Genomic DNA, 15,305 nt, shown 5'->3' on the forward strand with positions numbered 1-15,305 from the left:
TCCCCACGGCATCCGGACCGTTGCACGGCTACCTTCTTCTGCTGTGCCGAATTGGGATTACATGGCCCGATCTGCACACATACTGCAGACCCGATCCGTAGGAACGGGGAAAGGAGCAGAGCTGTGTCCATCACTCGTCGCGACGCCCTCAAGCTGGGTGGCGCGTCCCTCCTCGCCGGGGCAGGTGCCCCGGCACTTGCCGCTTGCGACTCCTTGGATCCCACCGGCGCGGCCGCTCCCGAAGGGGAAGCTGATTACACGGTGCGCATCGCAAGAAGTCGCATCGAACTCGCGCCGGACACGATCATCTCCACCACGACGTACAACGGGCAGTTCCCCGGCCCGCTTCTGCGGTTCAAAGAAGGCCAGCCGGTCATCGTCGATGTCCACAACGACACCGGCGTCCCCGAGCTGTTGCACTGGCACGGCCAATTCGTTCCCGCGGACGTGGACGGCGCTTCCGAGGAAGGCACCCCCTTCATCCCCGCACACGGGATGCGCCGCCTGTCCTTCACCCCCGCACCGGCCGGCTTCCGCTTCTACCACACCCATGTGGCCGCACACGGTGACCTGACCCGGAGCACGTACACGGGGCAGGTCGGCCCGGTCTATATCGAGCCGAAGGACGAGCCCGGCGCCTACGACCAGGAAGTGTTCCTGACGCTCAAGGAGTTCGAACCCTCTCTCAGCCACGGCGGGGACATGGCCCAGAACTTCCTGGCCGGCTCCCCCGTCGAGGAATTGAAGACCCAGGGCGAGAAAGCGATGACCGACTCGCTGGCGCGTGGGATGCCGCACGGCTACGAAGTCGGCTACCGGGCCTTCAGTGTCAACGGCCGCAAACTGGGCCACGGCGAGCCGATCAAAGTCAAGGCCGGGCAACGCGTGGTGTTTCACGTCCTCAATGCCAGCGCCACAGAAATCCGTAGCCTTGCCCTGCCGGGCCACACCTTCAAAGTGATCGCACTCGACGGCAACCCGGTACCACGCCAGGTCAAGGTACCGGTGCTGTGGATCGGCACCGCCGAACGTGTCTCGGCCGTAGTGGAGATGAACCATCCCGGCGTATGGGTGCTGGGAGACCTGTCCGACGACGACCGCAACGCCGGCATGGGCACCGTGGTGGAGTACGCCGGACGCAGCGGAGTGCCGCAATGGATCGCACCACCGAAATTCACCTGGGACTACCGCACCTTCGCCCACCCCGGCGCTCCCGCACAGCAGCCCGACCACCCGATCGACCTGCTGGTGGAGAAGAAGAACGCAGCCGACAAGGGATTCAACATCTGGTCTCTCAACGGCGCCCCCTTCGACATGAGCGTCAACGAGCCGGTGATGGATCTCGCGCACGGCAAGCGGTACCGGCTGCGATTCCGCAACGCCACCGACGACATCCACCCCCTCCATCTGCACCGCCACACCTTCGAGGTCAGCCACATCGCCGGCACTCCCACGCACGGCCTGCGCAAGGACGTCGTCATGCTCGGCGGATACCAGACCCTCGACTTCGACTTCACCGCCGACCAACCAGGGCTGTCACTGTTCCACTGCCACCAGCAGCTCCACATGGACTACGGGTTCATGATCCTGCTGCGCTGCACCTGACCTTCCCTGCAGCGCCGACCGCTTCACCCGGCAACCGTGGTGGCCCGGCCGGGCGAGGAAACCATGCCTTCCCGTCAGGTGAGCAGCAGCGCCGGGCCGACCACGTCGGCGGGTCCTCGGGGGGCGCCGGTCTGCTGGTTCTGCTGCGGCTTTCAGTGGGCGAGCGGCATTTCCGTAAAAGCCAGCAGGTCCGGGCCCGGCGCCGGGCGGCTGGTGTCGCCTACGAGCGGGTGCAGCCGCGACCGGCAGCGCATCCAGCCCGGCCGAGGGAGTGCCACGTCAACTCGACACTTCCTCCCGTCGCCGGTCATCGCCGGCCGTGGCGGGGATGGCGTTCTCGATGAGGACGGCGGCGATGGCGGCGGCGGCGGGGAAGGCGTCGGCGTTGAGGACCCGAGTGCGGGCCGCTGCGCCGTCGATGAGCAGCGCGAGCTGCTCGCCGAGCTGTTCTGGGTAGGCGGCGCCGGCTTCGCGGGCGGCGTCGGTGAGCCGCGCGGCGACGGCTTTCTTGTAGTCGCGTGCGTACTGGGACGCGGGGTGCTCGGGGTCGTTCAGTTCGACGGCGGCACCGATGTAGGGGCACAAGGGGGTGGTGGGGGGGATGTCGAAGGCGGCGAGGAGTCGCTCACGGGGCGTGAGGTCAGTGCGGTCGAACACGCCGGACAGAACGGAGGGGTCGAACCGGCGCAGGTACTCGGCCACGAGTTCGTCCTTGCCGGTGAAGTGCTGATAGGCCGTGCGCTTGGACACCTCGGCCACCGCACAGAGCTGGTCCATGCCGGTGCGGTTGATGCCCTGCTCGCGGAACAGCTGCTGGGACGCGCTGAGGATGCGCTCGCGGGCGCCCCGGCCGCGGCGGCGGCCCTTGGGGCCCTTTTCCAACTCCGTCATAGGCCCATGGTACCTGAAATGGGTAACGGTCGGTGTACATAGTTTGCGCCCCGGCCGCCTGCCCCGTACGGTAAGCACACAAGGCGGTGTACATAACACTGTCATCCCAGGTGCGCACGGCACCACCGACCCAAAGGGAACGACTATGGGAAAGCTCGACGGCAAGGTCGCGGTCATCACCGGCGGCACCACCGGCATGGCGCTGGCCGGCGCGAAGCTGTTCGTCGATGAGGGGGCGCACGTCTTCATCACCGGCCGCCGCCAGGAGGCCCTGGACGAGGCCGTGAAGCAGATCGGACGCAACGTCACCGGCGTTCAGGGCGACGCCGCCGACCTGGACGACCTGGACCGTCTGTACGACACCGTCAAGCGGGAGAAGGGCAGCCTTGACGTGCTGTGGGCCAGCGCCGGAGGGGGCGAGCCCGCCCCGCTCGGCGAGATCACCGAGGCCCAGTTCGACACCTGGTTCGGGCTCAATGCCCGCGGCACCCTGTTCACCGTCCAGAAGGCCCTTCCGCTCTTCAACGACGGCGGCTCCATCCTCATGACCGGCTCCAACGCCTCCCTAGGCGCCTTCCCCGGCTGGAGCGTCTACGCCGGCAGCAAGGCCGTCCAGCAGGCCTGGGCCCGCATCTGGCTCAACGAGCTCAAGGACCGCCGGATCCGCGTCAATGTCCTGACCCCCGGCCAGGTCGCCACCGCCAAGCAGGAAGAACTCTTCGACGAGGCCACCAAGCGCCAGTTCGAGTCCCTCATCCCCCGCGGCCAGATGGGCCGCCCCGACGAGATCGCCACCGCCGCCCTCTTCCTCGCCTCCGACGACTCCAGCTACGTCAACGGCATGGAACTCGTCGCCGACGGCGGCACCACCGCCATCTGAACCGAACAACACACAATCAGGGCAGGACATCTCATGAGCAGCATCAGCATCATCGGCACCGGGAACATGGCCCGCACCATCGGAGCGAGGGCGATAGCGGGCGGCAACACCGTCGAGGTCATGGGCCGCGATCAGTCCAAGGCCGCTGACCTGGCCAAGGCTCTCGGCGGCGGCACCACGACGGGGGAATGGGGGACAGCCCCGGCCGGGGACATCGTCATCGTGGCCCTGTTGTACGACGGTGTCGTGCCGGCCGTCGCCCAGTACGGAGACGCTCTCGCGGGCAAGGTCATCGTCGACATCTGCAATCCCTTCAATTCCACGTTCGACGGACTGGCCCACCGCGAGGAGACCTCGATCGCGCAGGAAGTCGCCAAGGTGGCCCCGGCCGGCGCCAGTGTGGTGAAGGCGTTCAACACCGTCTTCCGCCATGTCCTGGAGAAGGGGTGGCCCGACGTCTTCATCGCCGGCGATAACGCGCAGGCAAAGGCAAGTGTGGAGGCGTTCATCGAGAGTCTCGGGCTGCGCCCGCTGGACGTCGGCGGCCTGAAAATGGCGCACTGGCTGGAGGGAGCGGGTGTGGTCACGGTGGGCCTCGCCAACCACGGGGTGGGGAACTTGAACTTCGCCCTCAGCATCACCGAACTTCCCGGCTGAGCAAACGATTGACTGAGCCTTTTCGGAGCGGCCGCCGATCGGCGGACGGAGCCGGCGTGAGGGCGGGGTGCACAACGCACAGGGCTCCCGTGCTGTTGAGGGAGGTGTCCATAGCCTCAACTCAGCAGCACAGGAGCCTTGTTGGTTCCCTGCCCGGCCGCACTCGACCTCCCGCACACCCTGGTCGAGCCGGTCACGATGCTCACATCACCCGTGAAGGTGACAGGCGCTGAAAACTCCCGCCGCACCGGCGCGCACTCGTCGTGGTGTGCCAGCAGGGTACGTCACGCCGTAATTGCTCAATTCGCCCACGAAGGCGGAGCGTCAGCCAGTCCTGGCGGGCCATTCGGGGCTCGCGCCCTCAAGAGGTCGTCCGATGCGGCCGGGTGGGCTGTTGGCCGTGGCAGGAATAGTTGAGCAGCTGGGGGCGGACGAGTTGTGGGATCGGTTCCATCACGTGGTGTCGGAGCTGTCCGCACGGTCTCAAGGAGGTGGCATGCCTCGCCACGGTGACCGAGCCGTCCTTGCCGCGATCGTGTTCGCGGCAGCCCCGGGCTGCACATGGCAGCAGCTGCCGGTTGCCTCGTTCGAGTCGTCCGGCGCGGCGGCCCACCGCCGGTTCACCGATGGGACGGCGGGCGGGGTGTGGGCCGATCTCCACCGCCTGGTTCTCGACGAACTCCGCTGTCCGGGGTTTGGCGTCGGCACCGCAATGCGCGATGTCGCTGCGGCTGGTCCGGAGCGCATTGCCAGGCTTCCGGAGCAGGGCGCGCTGATCTCAGCCTGTTCCGGTGCCTCGTGGGCGGCCCGCGCCGGCGGGGTGGCTCGCACACCGGCCGATGCCGGTACCGGGGTGACGCAAACGCTCAACCTGCGAATTCAACGCGCCGCTCAGCGTGGGCTGTACCCGTCGGGATCAGTTGCTGACCACGGCTGGCACAGCCCACGCAGTTGGCGATCGACAGGCAGGGTGGTCTACCTGCCCACTCGATTTCAGGCCTGGTACGCCAACAGCGCCGTCATCCCTGCCTCGCCGTGATACGCGTTGTGGCAGTGCAGCATCCACTGGCCGGGGTTGTCTGCGTCGAAGTAGACGGACACCGTCTTCTTCGGGAGCACGATCGTGGTGTCCTTGCGCGGGCCGTCCGTGCCGAGTTGGTAGGTGTGGCCGTGCAGGTGCATCGGGTGCCACATGGTGGTGTCGTTGACGAAGTCCAGTCGGACACGCCGGCCTTCCTCGACGAGGACCGGGTTCGCTGTCGGGTCGTTCATGTCGAACCGCTCGCCGTTGATTGCCCAGTCGTACGCGGCCATGTCACCTGTGAGCTCGATGCGGTGGACCCGGTCGGCCTTCTTCGCGGGGAGCCGGACATCGTCCGCGGCCTTGAGTTGCGAGGCGGTCATGATGATGCCGTTCAGTTCCGCCGGTCGGACGGTGGACTTCGGTGCGCTGCCGGATCCGGTGCGGACCAGCGCCATGCCGGAGACGTTCTTTCCTTCGGCCAGCGCGACCAAAGGGAAGACACCGTCGGCGAGAGTGACCAGGACGTCGTAGCGTTCCCCCATGCCGACCAGCACGGCATCGACTTGCTGGTGCCGGACCGGGAACCCGTCGGTATGAGTGATGGTCATCTTGTGGCCGCCGAGCGCGACCCGATACGCCGTATCGCCGCCGGCGTTGACGATGCGCAGCCGGACCCGTGTACCGGGCTTCGCTGTGTAGACGTCCGGGTCTGCCGGCACACGGCCGTTGATCAGGTGGTACGGGTACTTGACGTCCCCGGCGTCCCCGCCCAGCAGCGCACTGTCGGAGTGCATGAGCATGAACTTCATCGGCATCCCGCCCCCGGAGGCGGACGGCAGGGCACTCATCCCGTCCATGCTTCCTCCACCCATGTCCATCCCGCCCATGTCGCCCATGTCGCCAGAGGACGAGCGGGGGCTCTGCACGGCCCTCCCGCTCATGCCTTGCTTGAGCTCGGCGAAGACCTCGTCGGGCGTCCCCGTGACGTCGTCGACCCAGTCGTCGAGGACGACGACCCACTCGTCGTCGTAGCTGAGCGGCTCCCTGGGGTCTTCCACGATCAGGGGTGCGTACAGACCGCGGTCGAGCTGAACACCGACGTGGGGGTGGAAGAAGTAGGTCCCGGGGGTGTCGGCTACGAACCGGTAGGTGAAGTTGGTGCCGGCTCGTACCGCGGCCTGGGTGACCGGAGGCACGCCGTCCATGTCGGCGCGCAAGGCGATGCCGTGCCAGTGGATGGACGTGGTGGTCTTGTTCGGCAGCTGGTTGGAGAATTCCGCTACGAGCGTGTCGCCGGCGGACAGCCGCAGCTCCCTGCCCGGGGCTCGACCGCTGAAAGCCCAGCTCTTGGCCATGACGCCGCCGCCGAGGTCGAGCATCGCGAGCGCGGCGGTCAAAGTTGCCTCATGCACCTTGCCGGTGCTCCTGCGCTGCTTGTCCGCGGCGGCGACCTGCGGGCCGCGAGGGTTGATCAGGTCAGGCTCGGCGCTGGAGTTGCCGGAGCCGGTGCTGCACGCGGCGAGCGCGCCCGCGCCTGCGGCGCCGAGTCCGGCCAGCAGGACGGAGCGGCGGTTGATGCTGTTCATGTGGTGGTCCTCTGTTCGATGTGCCGTCGGTCAGGCCGTATGCGGGCACACCTCACTCCCGAATGGGGCGCGAGGGCGCCTCGGGATCGCGGCCTAGATCAGCAGGCGAGAGAGGACGGAGAGATCGGGCGGGGCGCGAAGCGCCGTCCCCGGAGGGACGTGCCCGACGAAGACGCCGTACAGGGCGTCCGTAGGGGCGGTGAAGGGGGCGGCAGCAGGGGGCTCGAGCTGCCACGTGTTGATGCTCGCGGCGGAGCAGTGCCCCGCGAGCAGGACCGAGCAGGCGCTGTGGTCGCCGTCCATGGGCGGTGCAGCGAACCGAAGGGCTTCGCCGTCCATGGGTGGTGCGGCGGCCTCAGAGGCTTCGCCGTCCATGGCTGCGCTCCCCGTCGTCATCCCTGTCGACGTGTGATCCATCCCGGGCATCCCGCTCATCGCGGGTGGGGGGCTCGCGGTTGTCGGAGAGGGCGCGTCGTGGTGAACGAGGACTACGAACGCGGCGACCAGCGCAATGATCACAGCCCGAGTCCAGCGCATGGCGCTGCCCGGGGATTCGCTCCGCCGGTGTAGGGCTGTCGTCATGGCTTGTGCACCTGATTCGTTCGGGTAGGGCCGAGCCTCAATATACCGGGGCGGGGTATTGCCGCCACTCGACGCACATCGTCGAGGTGCAGTGCACACCAAGGTGCCGACGGCCGCGCGGGTGTCATGGCGCTGGTGGTGCGGTCTTCCACGTCGCGGCGGACAGTGCGGGCGCAGGGCATGAACATCCCGGCCTGACGTGGGACAACCGTCCTTCTACCCCCTACGCACCCAAACCAGATCAGACCACCATCCACTGGGGCGCCTCCACTCCTCAAAATACCCCCGGGGGTACCCCTGCTAGAGTGAGGGACAGATACCCCGGGGGGTACATCGCTCGCTCGATAGGAGTCGTAGTCGTGTTCTTCGTCGACACCATGGAATTCGAGGGTCTGGGCAACCGCAGCTACCTGTCCGGTGGGATGCGGTCCGCGCTGGTGGTGGACCCGCCCCGCGACATCGAGCAGGTCATCGCCGCGGCCGCCCGACGCGGGGTGCACATCGCGCTCGTGGCCGAGACCCACCTGCACAACGACTACGTCACCGGTGGTCTGGAACTGGCCCGCGTGACCGGGGCCCGCTACCTGGTGCCGGCCGGCGCGTCGGTCGCCTTCGCCCGCACCCCGGTCGCCGACGGAGACACGTTCACGGTGGACGAGCACCTGGAGCTCCGCGCGATCGCCACCCCCGGTCACACCCCGCACCACACCTCCTACGTGTTGGAGGAGGGCGGCCGAGCAGTGGCGGCGTTCACCGGCGGATCCCTGCTGATCGGCACCGTGGGCCGGCCGGACCTGGTCGAGCCGCGACTGACCGAGCAACTGGCCCGCGCCCAGCACGCTTCCGCCCACCGTCTGGCCGGCGAACTGGACGACGAGGTACCGGTGCTGCCCACCCACGGGTTCGGCAGTTTCTGCTCCTCCGCCCAGGCGGAGGGAGACACGAGCACCATCGGCCGGGAGCGCCGGGCCAACAACGCCCTGACCCGGAACGTGGACACCTTCGTCGCCGAGTTGCTCGCCTCACTGGACGACGTGCCCGCCTACTACGCGCACATGGGACCCACCAACGCCGGCGGCCCCGCGCCGGTCGACCTCACCCCGCCCGCGCCTGCGGACGGCGAGGAGATCGCCGCCCGGCTGGCCGCGGGAGAGTGGGTGGTGGACCTGCGCAGCCGGGTCGCCTTCGCCCGAGGACACGTGGCCGGAGCTTTCAATTTCGAGGGCGAGGGCAAGCTCGCCACCTACCTGGCCTGGCTGATCCCGTGGGGCAAGCCGGTCACCTTGCTGGCCGAGACGTCCGAGCAGGTCGCCGACGCACAACGGGAGCTGGCCCGGGTCGGCATCGACCGCCCCGCCTCCGCCGCCACCGGCGATCCCGCCGGTTGGCTCCGCCCAGGCGAGGTGCTCACCTCCTTCCCACGTGCGCGCTTCGCCGACCTCAGGGCGGTGCGCGAGCGCGGCGAGCAGGTGGTGGTGCTGGACGTACGGCGCCATGCCGAGCGTGCGGGCGGGTTCGTCGCCGACTCGGTCCACATTCCCGTCCACGAGCTGCCCGGCCGCGTCGGCCAGGTGCCGGACGGAGTGGTGTGGGTGCACTGCGCCGGAGGGGTGCGCGCCGCGATCGCCGCGTCCCTGCTGGATGCCGCCGGCCGCGATGTGGTCGCCGTCGACGACGGCTTCGACGCCGCCATCACGGCGGGCCTCACCCTCACCAACCGCAACGACACCGACTGAACGACTCGCACGGAGTGATCAAACGATGTTCTCGCTACTTCGCCGTGGCCCCGCCCGCCTCACCCCGCAGCAGGCCCACCGGCAGACCAGCGAAGGGCAGGCGGTCCTGCTCGATGTCCGCGAGCTGCCGGAGTGGCAGGCCGGGCACGTGCCCGGTGCGCTGCACCTGCCGCTGAGCCGCCTGAGAGCAGGGACGGTTCTTCCCGAGACTGCGCAAGGCAAGCCGGTGGTCGTCATCTGTCGCTCCGGAAACCGCTCCCGCACAGCCACCCGCATCCTCGCCGCTCGCGGTGTGAAGGCCGGCGACGTCGCCGGAGGCATGACCGCCTGGGCCGGCGCAGGCCTGCCGGTCACTGTGGATCGCGGCACCAGCGGTCCCATAGCGTGAGCGCGCTGATTCTGGCGCTGGCCGCGGGTGCCGTGGTCGGGCTCGCGCTCGGCGCGCTCGGAGGGGGCGGCAGCGTTCTCGCGGTGCCCGCGCTGATCTACCTGCTCGGCTTCACTCCCGCCGCGGCCACCACCGCGAGCCTGATCATCGTCACCGCCACCTCGCTCACCGCCCTGTATGCCCATGCCCGCACCGGCACCGTGCACTGGCGGGCCGGCGTCCTGTTCGCCGCGGCCGGGCTTCTGCCCGCCGCTGCGGCCGGCGCTGCGGCCGCTCGCCTGCCGCAGCCGGCCCTGACCGCCGCGTTCGCCGCCGTCGCCGCTCTCGCTGCTGTGCGCATGCTGCGCCCCGGCCGGACGGGCACCGGCCGGACGGCGGTGCGCCCGGTGAAGGCCGCGGGGGTAGGCGCGGGGCTGGGGGCGCTGACCGGACTGCTCGGGGTCGGCGGAGGCTTCCTGGCCGTGCCTGCCCTGGTCGCGGTGCTGACATTCGAGATGCAGGCCGCCGTCGGCACCAGCCTGCTGGTCATCTCGGCGAACTCACTGGCCTCGCTCGCCACCCGCGGCGCCACCACTGCCGGTGTCGACTGGGCGGTGATCGCGCCCTTCACCGGGGCCGCGATCCTTGGGGCCTGGGACGGCAAGCGTCTGGCCGCCAAGGTCACCGGCACTCTGTTGCAACGTGCCTTCGCCGTCCTGCTGATGGCCGTCGCCACCTTCATGCTCATCGACGCCCTTGTCCGAGCCCAGGAGTCGGGCCGGTGACACCGGCTGCTCAGGCCAGCGACAGAAACAGCTTTTCCAGACGGGCGCGCATCTGCTCCCGGTCCTCCGGCGCGGCCATGTCCTCATCGGCCAGGCAGCGCTGCAGACCAGTGGCGATGATCGCGAACCCCGCCTTGTCCAGGGCCCGCGAGGCGGCCGCAAGCTGCGTGACCACGTCCTCGCAGTCCCGCCCCTCCTCGATCATCTTGATCACACCGGCGATCTGGCCCTGTGCCCGGCGCAATCGGTTGACCACTGTCTTCAGTTCATCGGCCGCCATCGCCAAATCCACAGCCCACACTCCTTCACGGAATACCCCCTTGGGTATCCTATCGGAGGGGGTAACCCATGAAGAACAAAGGAAAATCCTCCGTGGCACACACCACTTCCCTCACCGCCGACCAGGCCCACGCCCGCCTCGCCGACCTGACCGTCATCGACGTACGCACTCCCGGCGAATACGCCTCCGGCCACCTGCCCGGCGCTCACAACATCCCTCTGGACCACCTCGACATGGCCCTGCCCGCCCTGAAAATCGCCGCCGACCGCGGCGGCCTCCTCGTCGTGTGCGCCTCCGGTGCACGCTCAGCCCAGGCCCGGGAGCGCCTGGCCGAGCACGGCATCGCCGCCGCCGGCCTGACCGGCGGCACCACCGCCTGGATGCAGCTCGGCCACGACGTCCACCGCCCCGCCCGCACCCGCACCGCCTGGGCGATGGAACGCCAGGTCCGCCTCGCCGCAGGCTCCCTCATCCTGGCCGGCCTCCTCACCGGTCGACGCCTGCCCGCTGCGCGGTGGCTGTCCGCGGGCGTCGCCGGCGGCCTGGTCTTCTCCGCCGTCACCGACACGTGCGGCATGGCCAGGATCCTCGCCAAGCTCCCCCATAACCAGCCCAAGGCGACCGACCTCGACGCCACGCTCGCCGCCCTGGTCGGCTGACGCCGCGGGCGCGCAGGGCACGGCGCATGGTGCGGCCGCCGGGCTTCCGGGACGGCGGCGCGGACGTCGTGGCGTCCAGTTGCGATGCAAGTTCGATGACGCAACGGGGTGCGCCCCGCACCGGGCGTGCCCTGCGCGCTGCACCGTCCGTGCAGCAGTCGGGAGACGGGCCGCCGTGGGCCATGTCGCTTTCGGAGCCGGAACGGCGACGACCGTCCCGGAAGGTGACGCCGGGCAGGTGGGGGCGCTTGCCTTTTGGATCACGGCCCCCGTATTGCACATGGCGCAGTCTTCCTCGTCTGCGGAGTGCCGACCGGCGCGGGCCCGGGCCTGCTGTCCAAGGGCAGCATCACCACCCTGCTCGCCTCCGTCAGCGTCACCCGCCCGCATCGCCTTCCGAACTGGGCTTCCATAGGCGTGCGTCGAATCGAGCCGCCGACCTCCGGCAGCCATGAGAATGTGAGGTCAAAGGCACTCGAGGGGCAAGGAAGACGCCTGTGAGGAAAAGGAGTGCCACTGATGCTGTCCCCCGTGCGCCGCGCGATGGCGGCCGTCCTGGTCCCCGCGGGTCTCGCCGCAGCGCTGTTACCGGCATCCCCCGCTCTCGCAGCCACCCATAGGTCTGTTCTCTCCGCCGGCGCGACCACGGAGAAGGACCAAGACGAAACGCTGCTGCTGCAGTCGGCACGTGCGTACGCCACCGCGCTGGGGAACCTGCCCGGACCGGCGCTGGAGCAGGCGTTCCTGGCCGGGATGATCCCCCATCACGCCGCTGCGGTCGCCATGGCCCGCCAGGAACTGGCCCGGGGAAGCCGGCCAGAGCTCAAGGCCATGGCCCGGAACATCATCAGCACTCAGAGCAAGGAAATCAGCCGGATGACCGGCTGGCTGCACACCTGGTACGCACTCACTCCCGAGTCGGCGAGAGTGCGGGTCCCGCACACCGTCCAGCAATTGGGGACTCCGATAACCACTTGGATGGACACGGCGACCGCCCAGCTGTCCACCGTGCCGCCGGGAGCCCGCTTCGATCAGGCGTTCATGCAGGCCATGATCCCCAACCACGAGACGGCCGCCATCGCTTCCACGGCCGTTCCGGGCCACGCGACGCACGAAGCGCTCACCACCCTGGCCCAGCAGGTCGTCGCTGCCCAGAACGCTCAGGTCGAGCAGATGCGCACCTCGTTGCACGACTGGTACCCGAGCTGACCCAGGTCCCGTCGTGCCGCCGGTGAATCACGCCCCCGCCCCGCCGTCCGCCTGACGCCTCACCGGACCGACCGGCGGTCGTTGTCCCGGCGGTGGCTCAGGAGTGTTGACGAGCCCACCGGGACGAACCGCACTCGCTCAGGCAACGTTCGCCTGTCGTGAGTGGTCCATGAGCCTTGCCGTCGGGTGGTCGGGCTGGAAGGCTCAAGTTCATGTCGATCTTGGTCAGGGATGCCGGGCTCCGGGACGTGCCGACGCTTGTCCGACTGCGTCTCGCGAATGCCGAAAGGCATGTCCAACTCGATCCGACCATCTACCGCGTTCCCGACGTCGAGGCCGTACGCAGGCACTTCGAGGAAGTGCTTGCGGCCGATTCCAAGGTGCTGATCCTGGTTGCCGAGCTGGCGGGCGATGTCGTGGGCATGGCGGAGGTGATCCTGTTGGCGGACCCCCCGGCCCACCAGATCCTTGCTGCCCGTCGCGCGGCCGAGATCCACACCGTTGTGCTGGACGGGCATCGCGGCGCGGGGATCGGGGCGGCCTTGGTGAGCGCGGCGGAGCACGCCGCCGCTGAGCGCGGAGTCACCATCATGCATGCCGGCATCTTCGCGCCCAACGAGGGGGCCATCCGCATCAAACCCATGACCGGCGCCGACGACCTCGCGCGATCACCGTACGAGCCCTCGCGAAGACGGAGTCCCGCCGCAACCCGGACGGTTCAGGAATGGCGGTGGTAGGCCTTGTTGGCTATGCGCCAGTCGTCCTCTGTCCGCACCAGCAGGAAGACATCGGTGAACCTGTCCGGACCGTGCTGGAGCGTCATGGTCGCCGTCGCCACGGTGCCCTGCACGTCGATGGAGTCGATCCGACGCGCTCGGACCGGCTCGTCCGGGGCCGGATGGCCGGGAAAGAGGGCGCAGTAGTCGTCCAGACGCCATGAGACGAAGGCACCCTCCCGGATTCCCTCGATGTGGGCGCTGGGCAGGAACGCCTCACGGAAGTGGGCAGGGTCGCCTGTGGCATGACCACGGATGTAGGCGTGCAGCGGTTCCAGCACCGCGTCCTCCACAGCCGGGGCCATGGCGGCTGCGGTGATGTCGGCTTCCGGGTCCGCCGCGGCGTCGGCGAGAACGGCCCCGCAGCGCAGGGGCACGTTCGACGCGGCGGCCAGCACCGCCATGTCCTTGGCCAGTGCGCCGATGGTGAACTGAGCCTTGGCGTTGGGTGCGGCCGGCCGGCCGGTGAGCAGGGGTCGTTTGCGGGCGACGAGTGAGCCGAGGTGGCCCAGTTCGAGGATGTCCAGTACCCGGGCGCGGGACAGCCCCAGGGCGTCGGCCTGTTGCAGAGAGTCGCGCAGAGCGAGGACGCTGCCTGCGAGCGAACTGTTGGCGATCAGCTTGAGTGCGGCGGCGGTGGCGGCGTCTTCGACGGGGTGTACGGTGCCGAGCGTTTCGAGGATCGGCCGCACGCGTTCGTATACGACTGGGTCGGCGGCGGTGAGGATCTCCAGGGCGCCGTCGGCGGCGGCCGGCACGGAGCCGAGCACCGGGGCATGGACGTAGAGCGGGCCGATTCGCCGGGCCAGTTCTGTGGCTTCGTCGGGTGCGATGGTGCTGGTGTTCAGCACGATCGTGTCTGCTCGCAGTGAGTCGCGGACGTCGTCGAGCACCTGTCGGCAGGCGGGGCCGTCGAACAGCGCAAGGAGCACGATGTCCGCCTTCGCCACGGCCTCGTGTGGATCGTCGGTGGTCCTGACGGCGGTCGATGCGCGCCCGGATCGCGTCCAGCCGACGACGTCCCGTTTCTGGGCGGTGAGTCGGGTGGCGATCGTGTGTCCCATGCGTCCCAGGCCGAGGACGGCGACGGAGTGCGGTGTTGTCATGCGCTCCAGAGTGATGCGCCTGCTGGGTTGCGACAAGCGCAGATTTCGCATGCCTGCCCTGCAGAGCCCGCATATCTGACAGGCATACTGACGCCATGGAACTGACCGTGTGGCGGACCTTCGTGACCGTGTGCCGACTCGGTTCCCTGTCGGCGGCGGCCGCCGAGCTCCATCACACGCAGTCGGCCGTCTCCCGGCAGATCGCCGGGCTGGAGCGGCAACTCGGCGTACCGCTGGTGGAGCGCCATGCGCGCGGTGTGCGCCCGACGCCGGCCGGTGAGGTGTTCCGGCGCCACGCCCTGGCCACGCTCAGGGAGGCGGACCGCGCCGTTCGCGCCGTTCAGGATGCACGGGACGGGGCGTTCGATCGGCCCCTGGCAGTCGGCGCGACTCCCTCTCTTGCCGCGGGAGTCGTGCCCGAAGCCATCCGGGGCCTGCTGAGGCAGGCCGGACCGGTCCGGTGGAGCCTGCTGCCCGGGCTGAGCGCGCAGTTGCACAGCCGCGTCATCGCCGGTGATCTGGACGTCGCCGTCGTCACGGACGCACCGCCAGGACTGCCCAACGACCCTCAGGTGGAACGCCGTTTGCTCACGGTGGACGAGATGATGGTCGTCCTTCCGGTCGACCATCCACAGGCGGGCCGCGGCCCGGTGCACATCCGCGCACTGGCCGACGAGCTCTGGGCCGAGGACAACGACGGTTCGGCGGCGCTGCTGCGCCGGCACGCGACCCGCGCCGGAGTCAGCGCGCGCATCGACCTCGCGGCGGCCGACCTGCACGGCAAACTGGCCCTGGTGGCGACCGGTCACGCCATCGCGCTGATACCCGGGGTGCTCAGGTATGCGCTACGGGCCGATGTGACGGCGGTGCCGCTCGTCGATCCCCCCACGCGCGGCATTCACACCCTCACACCACGGCACGACGCCCACCCCTCCACGGCCGCCCTGCTCGATCAGCTCACGGCGGCCTGCGCCACGGCACGGCCCACCGACGCCGAGTACGGGCCGGAGGCGACCCGTTCCGGCGCGTCACGCGGGCGCGGCACAGCGGTGTGACGGGCTCGGTCGACGAGGACCGTCCGCACGACTGAGTCGTAGGCGGAGAGCGGTCATGGCTCAACAGGTCGGTGCCGTCTCCTGGGTGAGGGGTGTGCAGAAGCCTC

16 protein-coding genes are annotated in these 15,305 nt (G+C 69.3%); 11 read left to right on the plus strand and 5 right to left on the minus strand.

What is annotated here, in order from left to right:
* Window positions 1–123 precede the first annotated feature (123 nt).
* The gene (locus tag RCR19_RS40470) at window positions 124–1,605 is read left to right on the plus strand and encodes a multicopper oxidase domain-containing protein (protein ID WP_331270088.1); all 1,482 of its coding nucleotides are present in this window, start codon (window positions 124–126) and stop codon (window positions 1,603–1,605) included.
* Between the two features lie 279 nt (window positions 1,606–1,884).
* On the opposite strand, the gene RCR19_RS40475 is transcribed toward RCR19_RS40470, so the two are convergent.
* Window positions 1,885–2,496 carry a helix-turn-helix domain-containing protein gene (locus RCR19_RS40475; protein WP_331270089.1) on the minus strand — a complete coding sequence of 204 codons (612 nt, stop codon included), beginning with the start codon at window positions 2,494–2,496 and terminating at the stop codon, window positions 1,885–1,887.
* A 145-nt stretch (window positions 2,497–2,641) separates the two neighbouring features.
* Here RCR19_RS40475 and RCR19_RS40480 point away from each other — a divergent pair, with 145 nt between their 5' ends.
* From RCR19_RS40480 to RCR19_RS40490, 3 genes are all read left to right on the plus strand, one after another.
* On the plus strand, window positions 2,642–3,376 hold the full coding sequence (locus RCR19_RS40480) for an SDR family oxidoreductase (RefSeq protein ID WP_129772044.1): 735 nt from the start codon (window positions 2,642–2,644) through the stop codon (window positions 3,374–3,376).
* Window positions 3,377–3,409: 33 nt separating this feature from the next.
* Window positions 3,410–4,033, plus strand: coding sequence for an NAD(P)-binding domain-containing protein (locus RCR19_RS40485; protein WP_331270090.1), 624 nt, complete (start codon window positions 3,410–3,412; stop codon window positions 4,031–4,033).
* 376 nt (window positions 4,034–4,409) lie between these two features.
* Entirely contained in the window at window positions 4,410–5,072 is a 663-nt protein-coding gene (locus RCR19_RS40490) for a transposase (RefSeq protein ID WP_331270091.1), read from the plus strand.
* Here the strand turns inward: RCR19_RS40490 and RCR19_RS40495 are convergent.
* On the minus strand, window positions 5,027–6,643 hold the full coding sequence (locus RCR19_RS40495; protein ID WP_331270092.1) for a multicopper oxidase family protein: 1,617 nt from the start codon (window positions 6,641–6,643) through the stop codon (window positions 5,027–5,029). The two genes, RCR19_RS40490 and RCR19_RS40495, sit on opposite strands and share 46 nt — an antisense overlap.
* Window positions 6,644–6,736: 93 nt before the next feature.
* Window positions 6,737–7,018, minus strand: coding sequence for a hypothetical protein (locus RCR19_RS40500; RefSeq protein ID WP_331270093.1), 282 nt, complete (start codon window positions 7,016–7,018; stop codon window positions 6,737–6,739).
* Between the two features lie 566 nt (window positions 7,019–7,584).
* Between RCR19_RS40500 and RCR19_RS40505 the strand changes: the two genes are divergently transcribed.
* From RCR19_RS40505 to RCR19_RS40515, 3 genes are read left to right on the plus strand one after another with little or no spacing between them, the layout of a single operon-like run.
* Window positions 7,585–8,961: an MBL fold metallo-hydrolase gene (locus RCR19_RS40505; protein WP_331270094.1), complete on the plus strand. Its 1,377-nt coding sequence runs from the start codon at window positions 7,585–7,587 to the stop codon at window positions 8,959–8,961.
* A gap of 25 nt (window positions 8,962–8,986) precedes the next feature.
* Window positions 8,987–9,349 carry a rhodanese-like domain-containing protein gene (locus tag RCR19_RS40510; RefSeq protein ID WP_331270095.1) on the plus strand — a complete coding sequence of 121 codons (363 nt, stop codon included), beginning with the start codon at window positions 8,987–8,989 and terminating at the stop codon, window positions 9,347–9,349.
* A complete protein-coding gene (locus tag RCR19_RS40515; RefSeq protein ID WP_331270096.1) occupies window positions 9,346–10,113 on the plus strand; it encodes a sulfite exporter TauE/SafE family protein in 768 nt (255 codons plus the stop codon). The genes RCR19_RS40510 and RCR19_RS40515 overlap by 4 nt, the downstream gene beginning before the upstream one ends.
* A gap of 10 nt (window positions 10,114–10,123) precedes the next feature.
* Here the strand turns inward: RCR19_RS40515 and RCR19_RS40520 are convergent, their stop codons facing one another.
* Entirely contained in the window at window positions 10,124–10,405 is a 282-nt protein-coding gene (locus tag RCR19_RS40520) for a metal-sensitive transcriptional regulator (RefSeq protein WP_331270097.1), read from the minus strand.
* Between the two features lie 80 nt (window positions 10,406–10,485).
* On the opposite strand from RCR19_RS40520, the gene RCR19_RS40525 reads away from it, so the two are divergent.
* The 3 genes from RCR19_RS40525 (at window position 10,486) to RCR19_RS40535 (ending at window position 12,998) form a co-directional block, all read left to right on the plus strand.
* Window positions 10,486–11,052, plus strand: a complete 567-nt coding sequence (locus RCR19_RS40525; RefSeq protein WP_331270098.1) for a rhodanese-like domain-containing protein — start codon at window positions 10,486–10,488, stop codon at window positions 11,050–11,052.
* A gap of 519 nt (window positions 11,053–11,571) precedes the next feature.
* On the plus strand, window positions 11,572–12,261 hold the full coding sequence (locus RCR19_RS40530; RefSeq protein WP_331270099.1) for a DUF305 domain-containing protein: 690 nt from the start codon (window positions 11,572–11,574) through the stop codon (window positions 12,259–12,261).
* 212 nt (window positions 12,262–12,473) lie between these two features.
* On the plus strand, window positions 12,474–12,998 hold the full coding sequence (locus tag RCR19_RS40535) for a GNAT family N-acetyltransferase (RefSeq protein WP_331270100.1): 525 nt from the start codon (window positions 12,474–12,476) through the stop codon (window positions 12,996–12,998).
* Here the strand turns inward: RCR19_RS40535 and RCR19_RS40540 are convergent.
* On the minus strand, window positions 12,980–14,143 hold the full coding sequence (locus tag RCR19_RS40540) for a nuclear transport factor 2 family protein (RefSeq protein WP_331270101.1): 1,164 nt from the start codon (window positions 14,141–14,143) through the stop codon (window positions 12,980–12,982). The genes RCR19_RS40535 and RCR19_RS40540 overlap by 19 nt on opposite strands.
* A 95-nt stretch (window positions 14,144–14,238) precedes the next feature.
* Here RCR19_RS40540 and RCR19_RS40545 point away from each other — a divergent pair, with 95 nt between their 5' ends.
* The gene (locus tag RCR19_RS40545) at window positions 14,239–15,198 is read left to right on the plus strand and encodes a LysR family transcriptional regulator (protein WP_331270102.1); all 960 of its coding nucleotides are present in this window, start codon (window positions 14,239–14,241) and stop codon (window positions 15,196–15,198) included.
* The last annotated feature ends 107 nt before the right edge of the window (window positions 15,199–15,305 follow it).

Origin of the sequence: Streptomyces sp. WAC07094, from assembly GCF_036320405.1 — a bacterium.
Lineage (GTDB): Bacteria > Actinomycetota > Actinomycetes > Streptomycetales > Streptomycetaceae > Streptomyces > Streptomyces lannensis.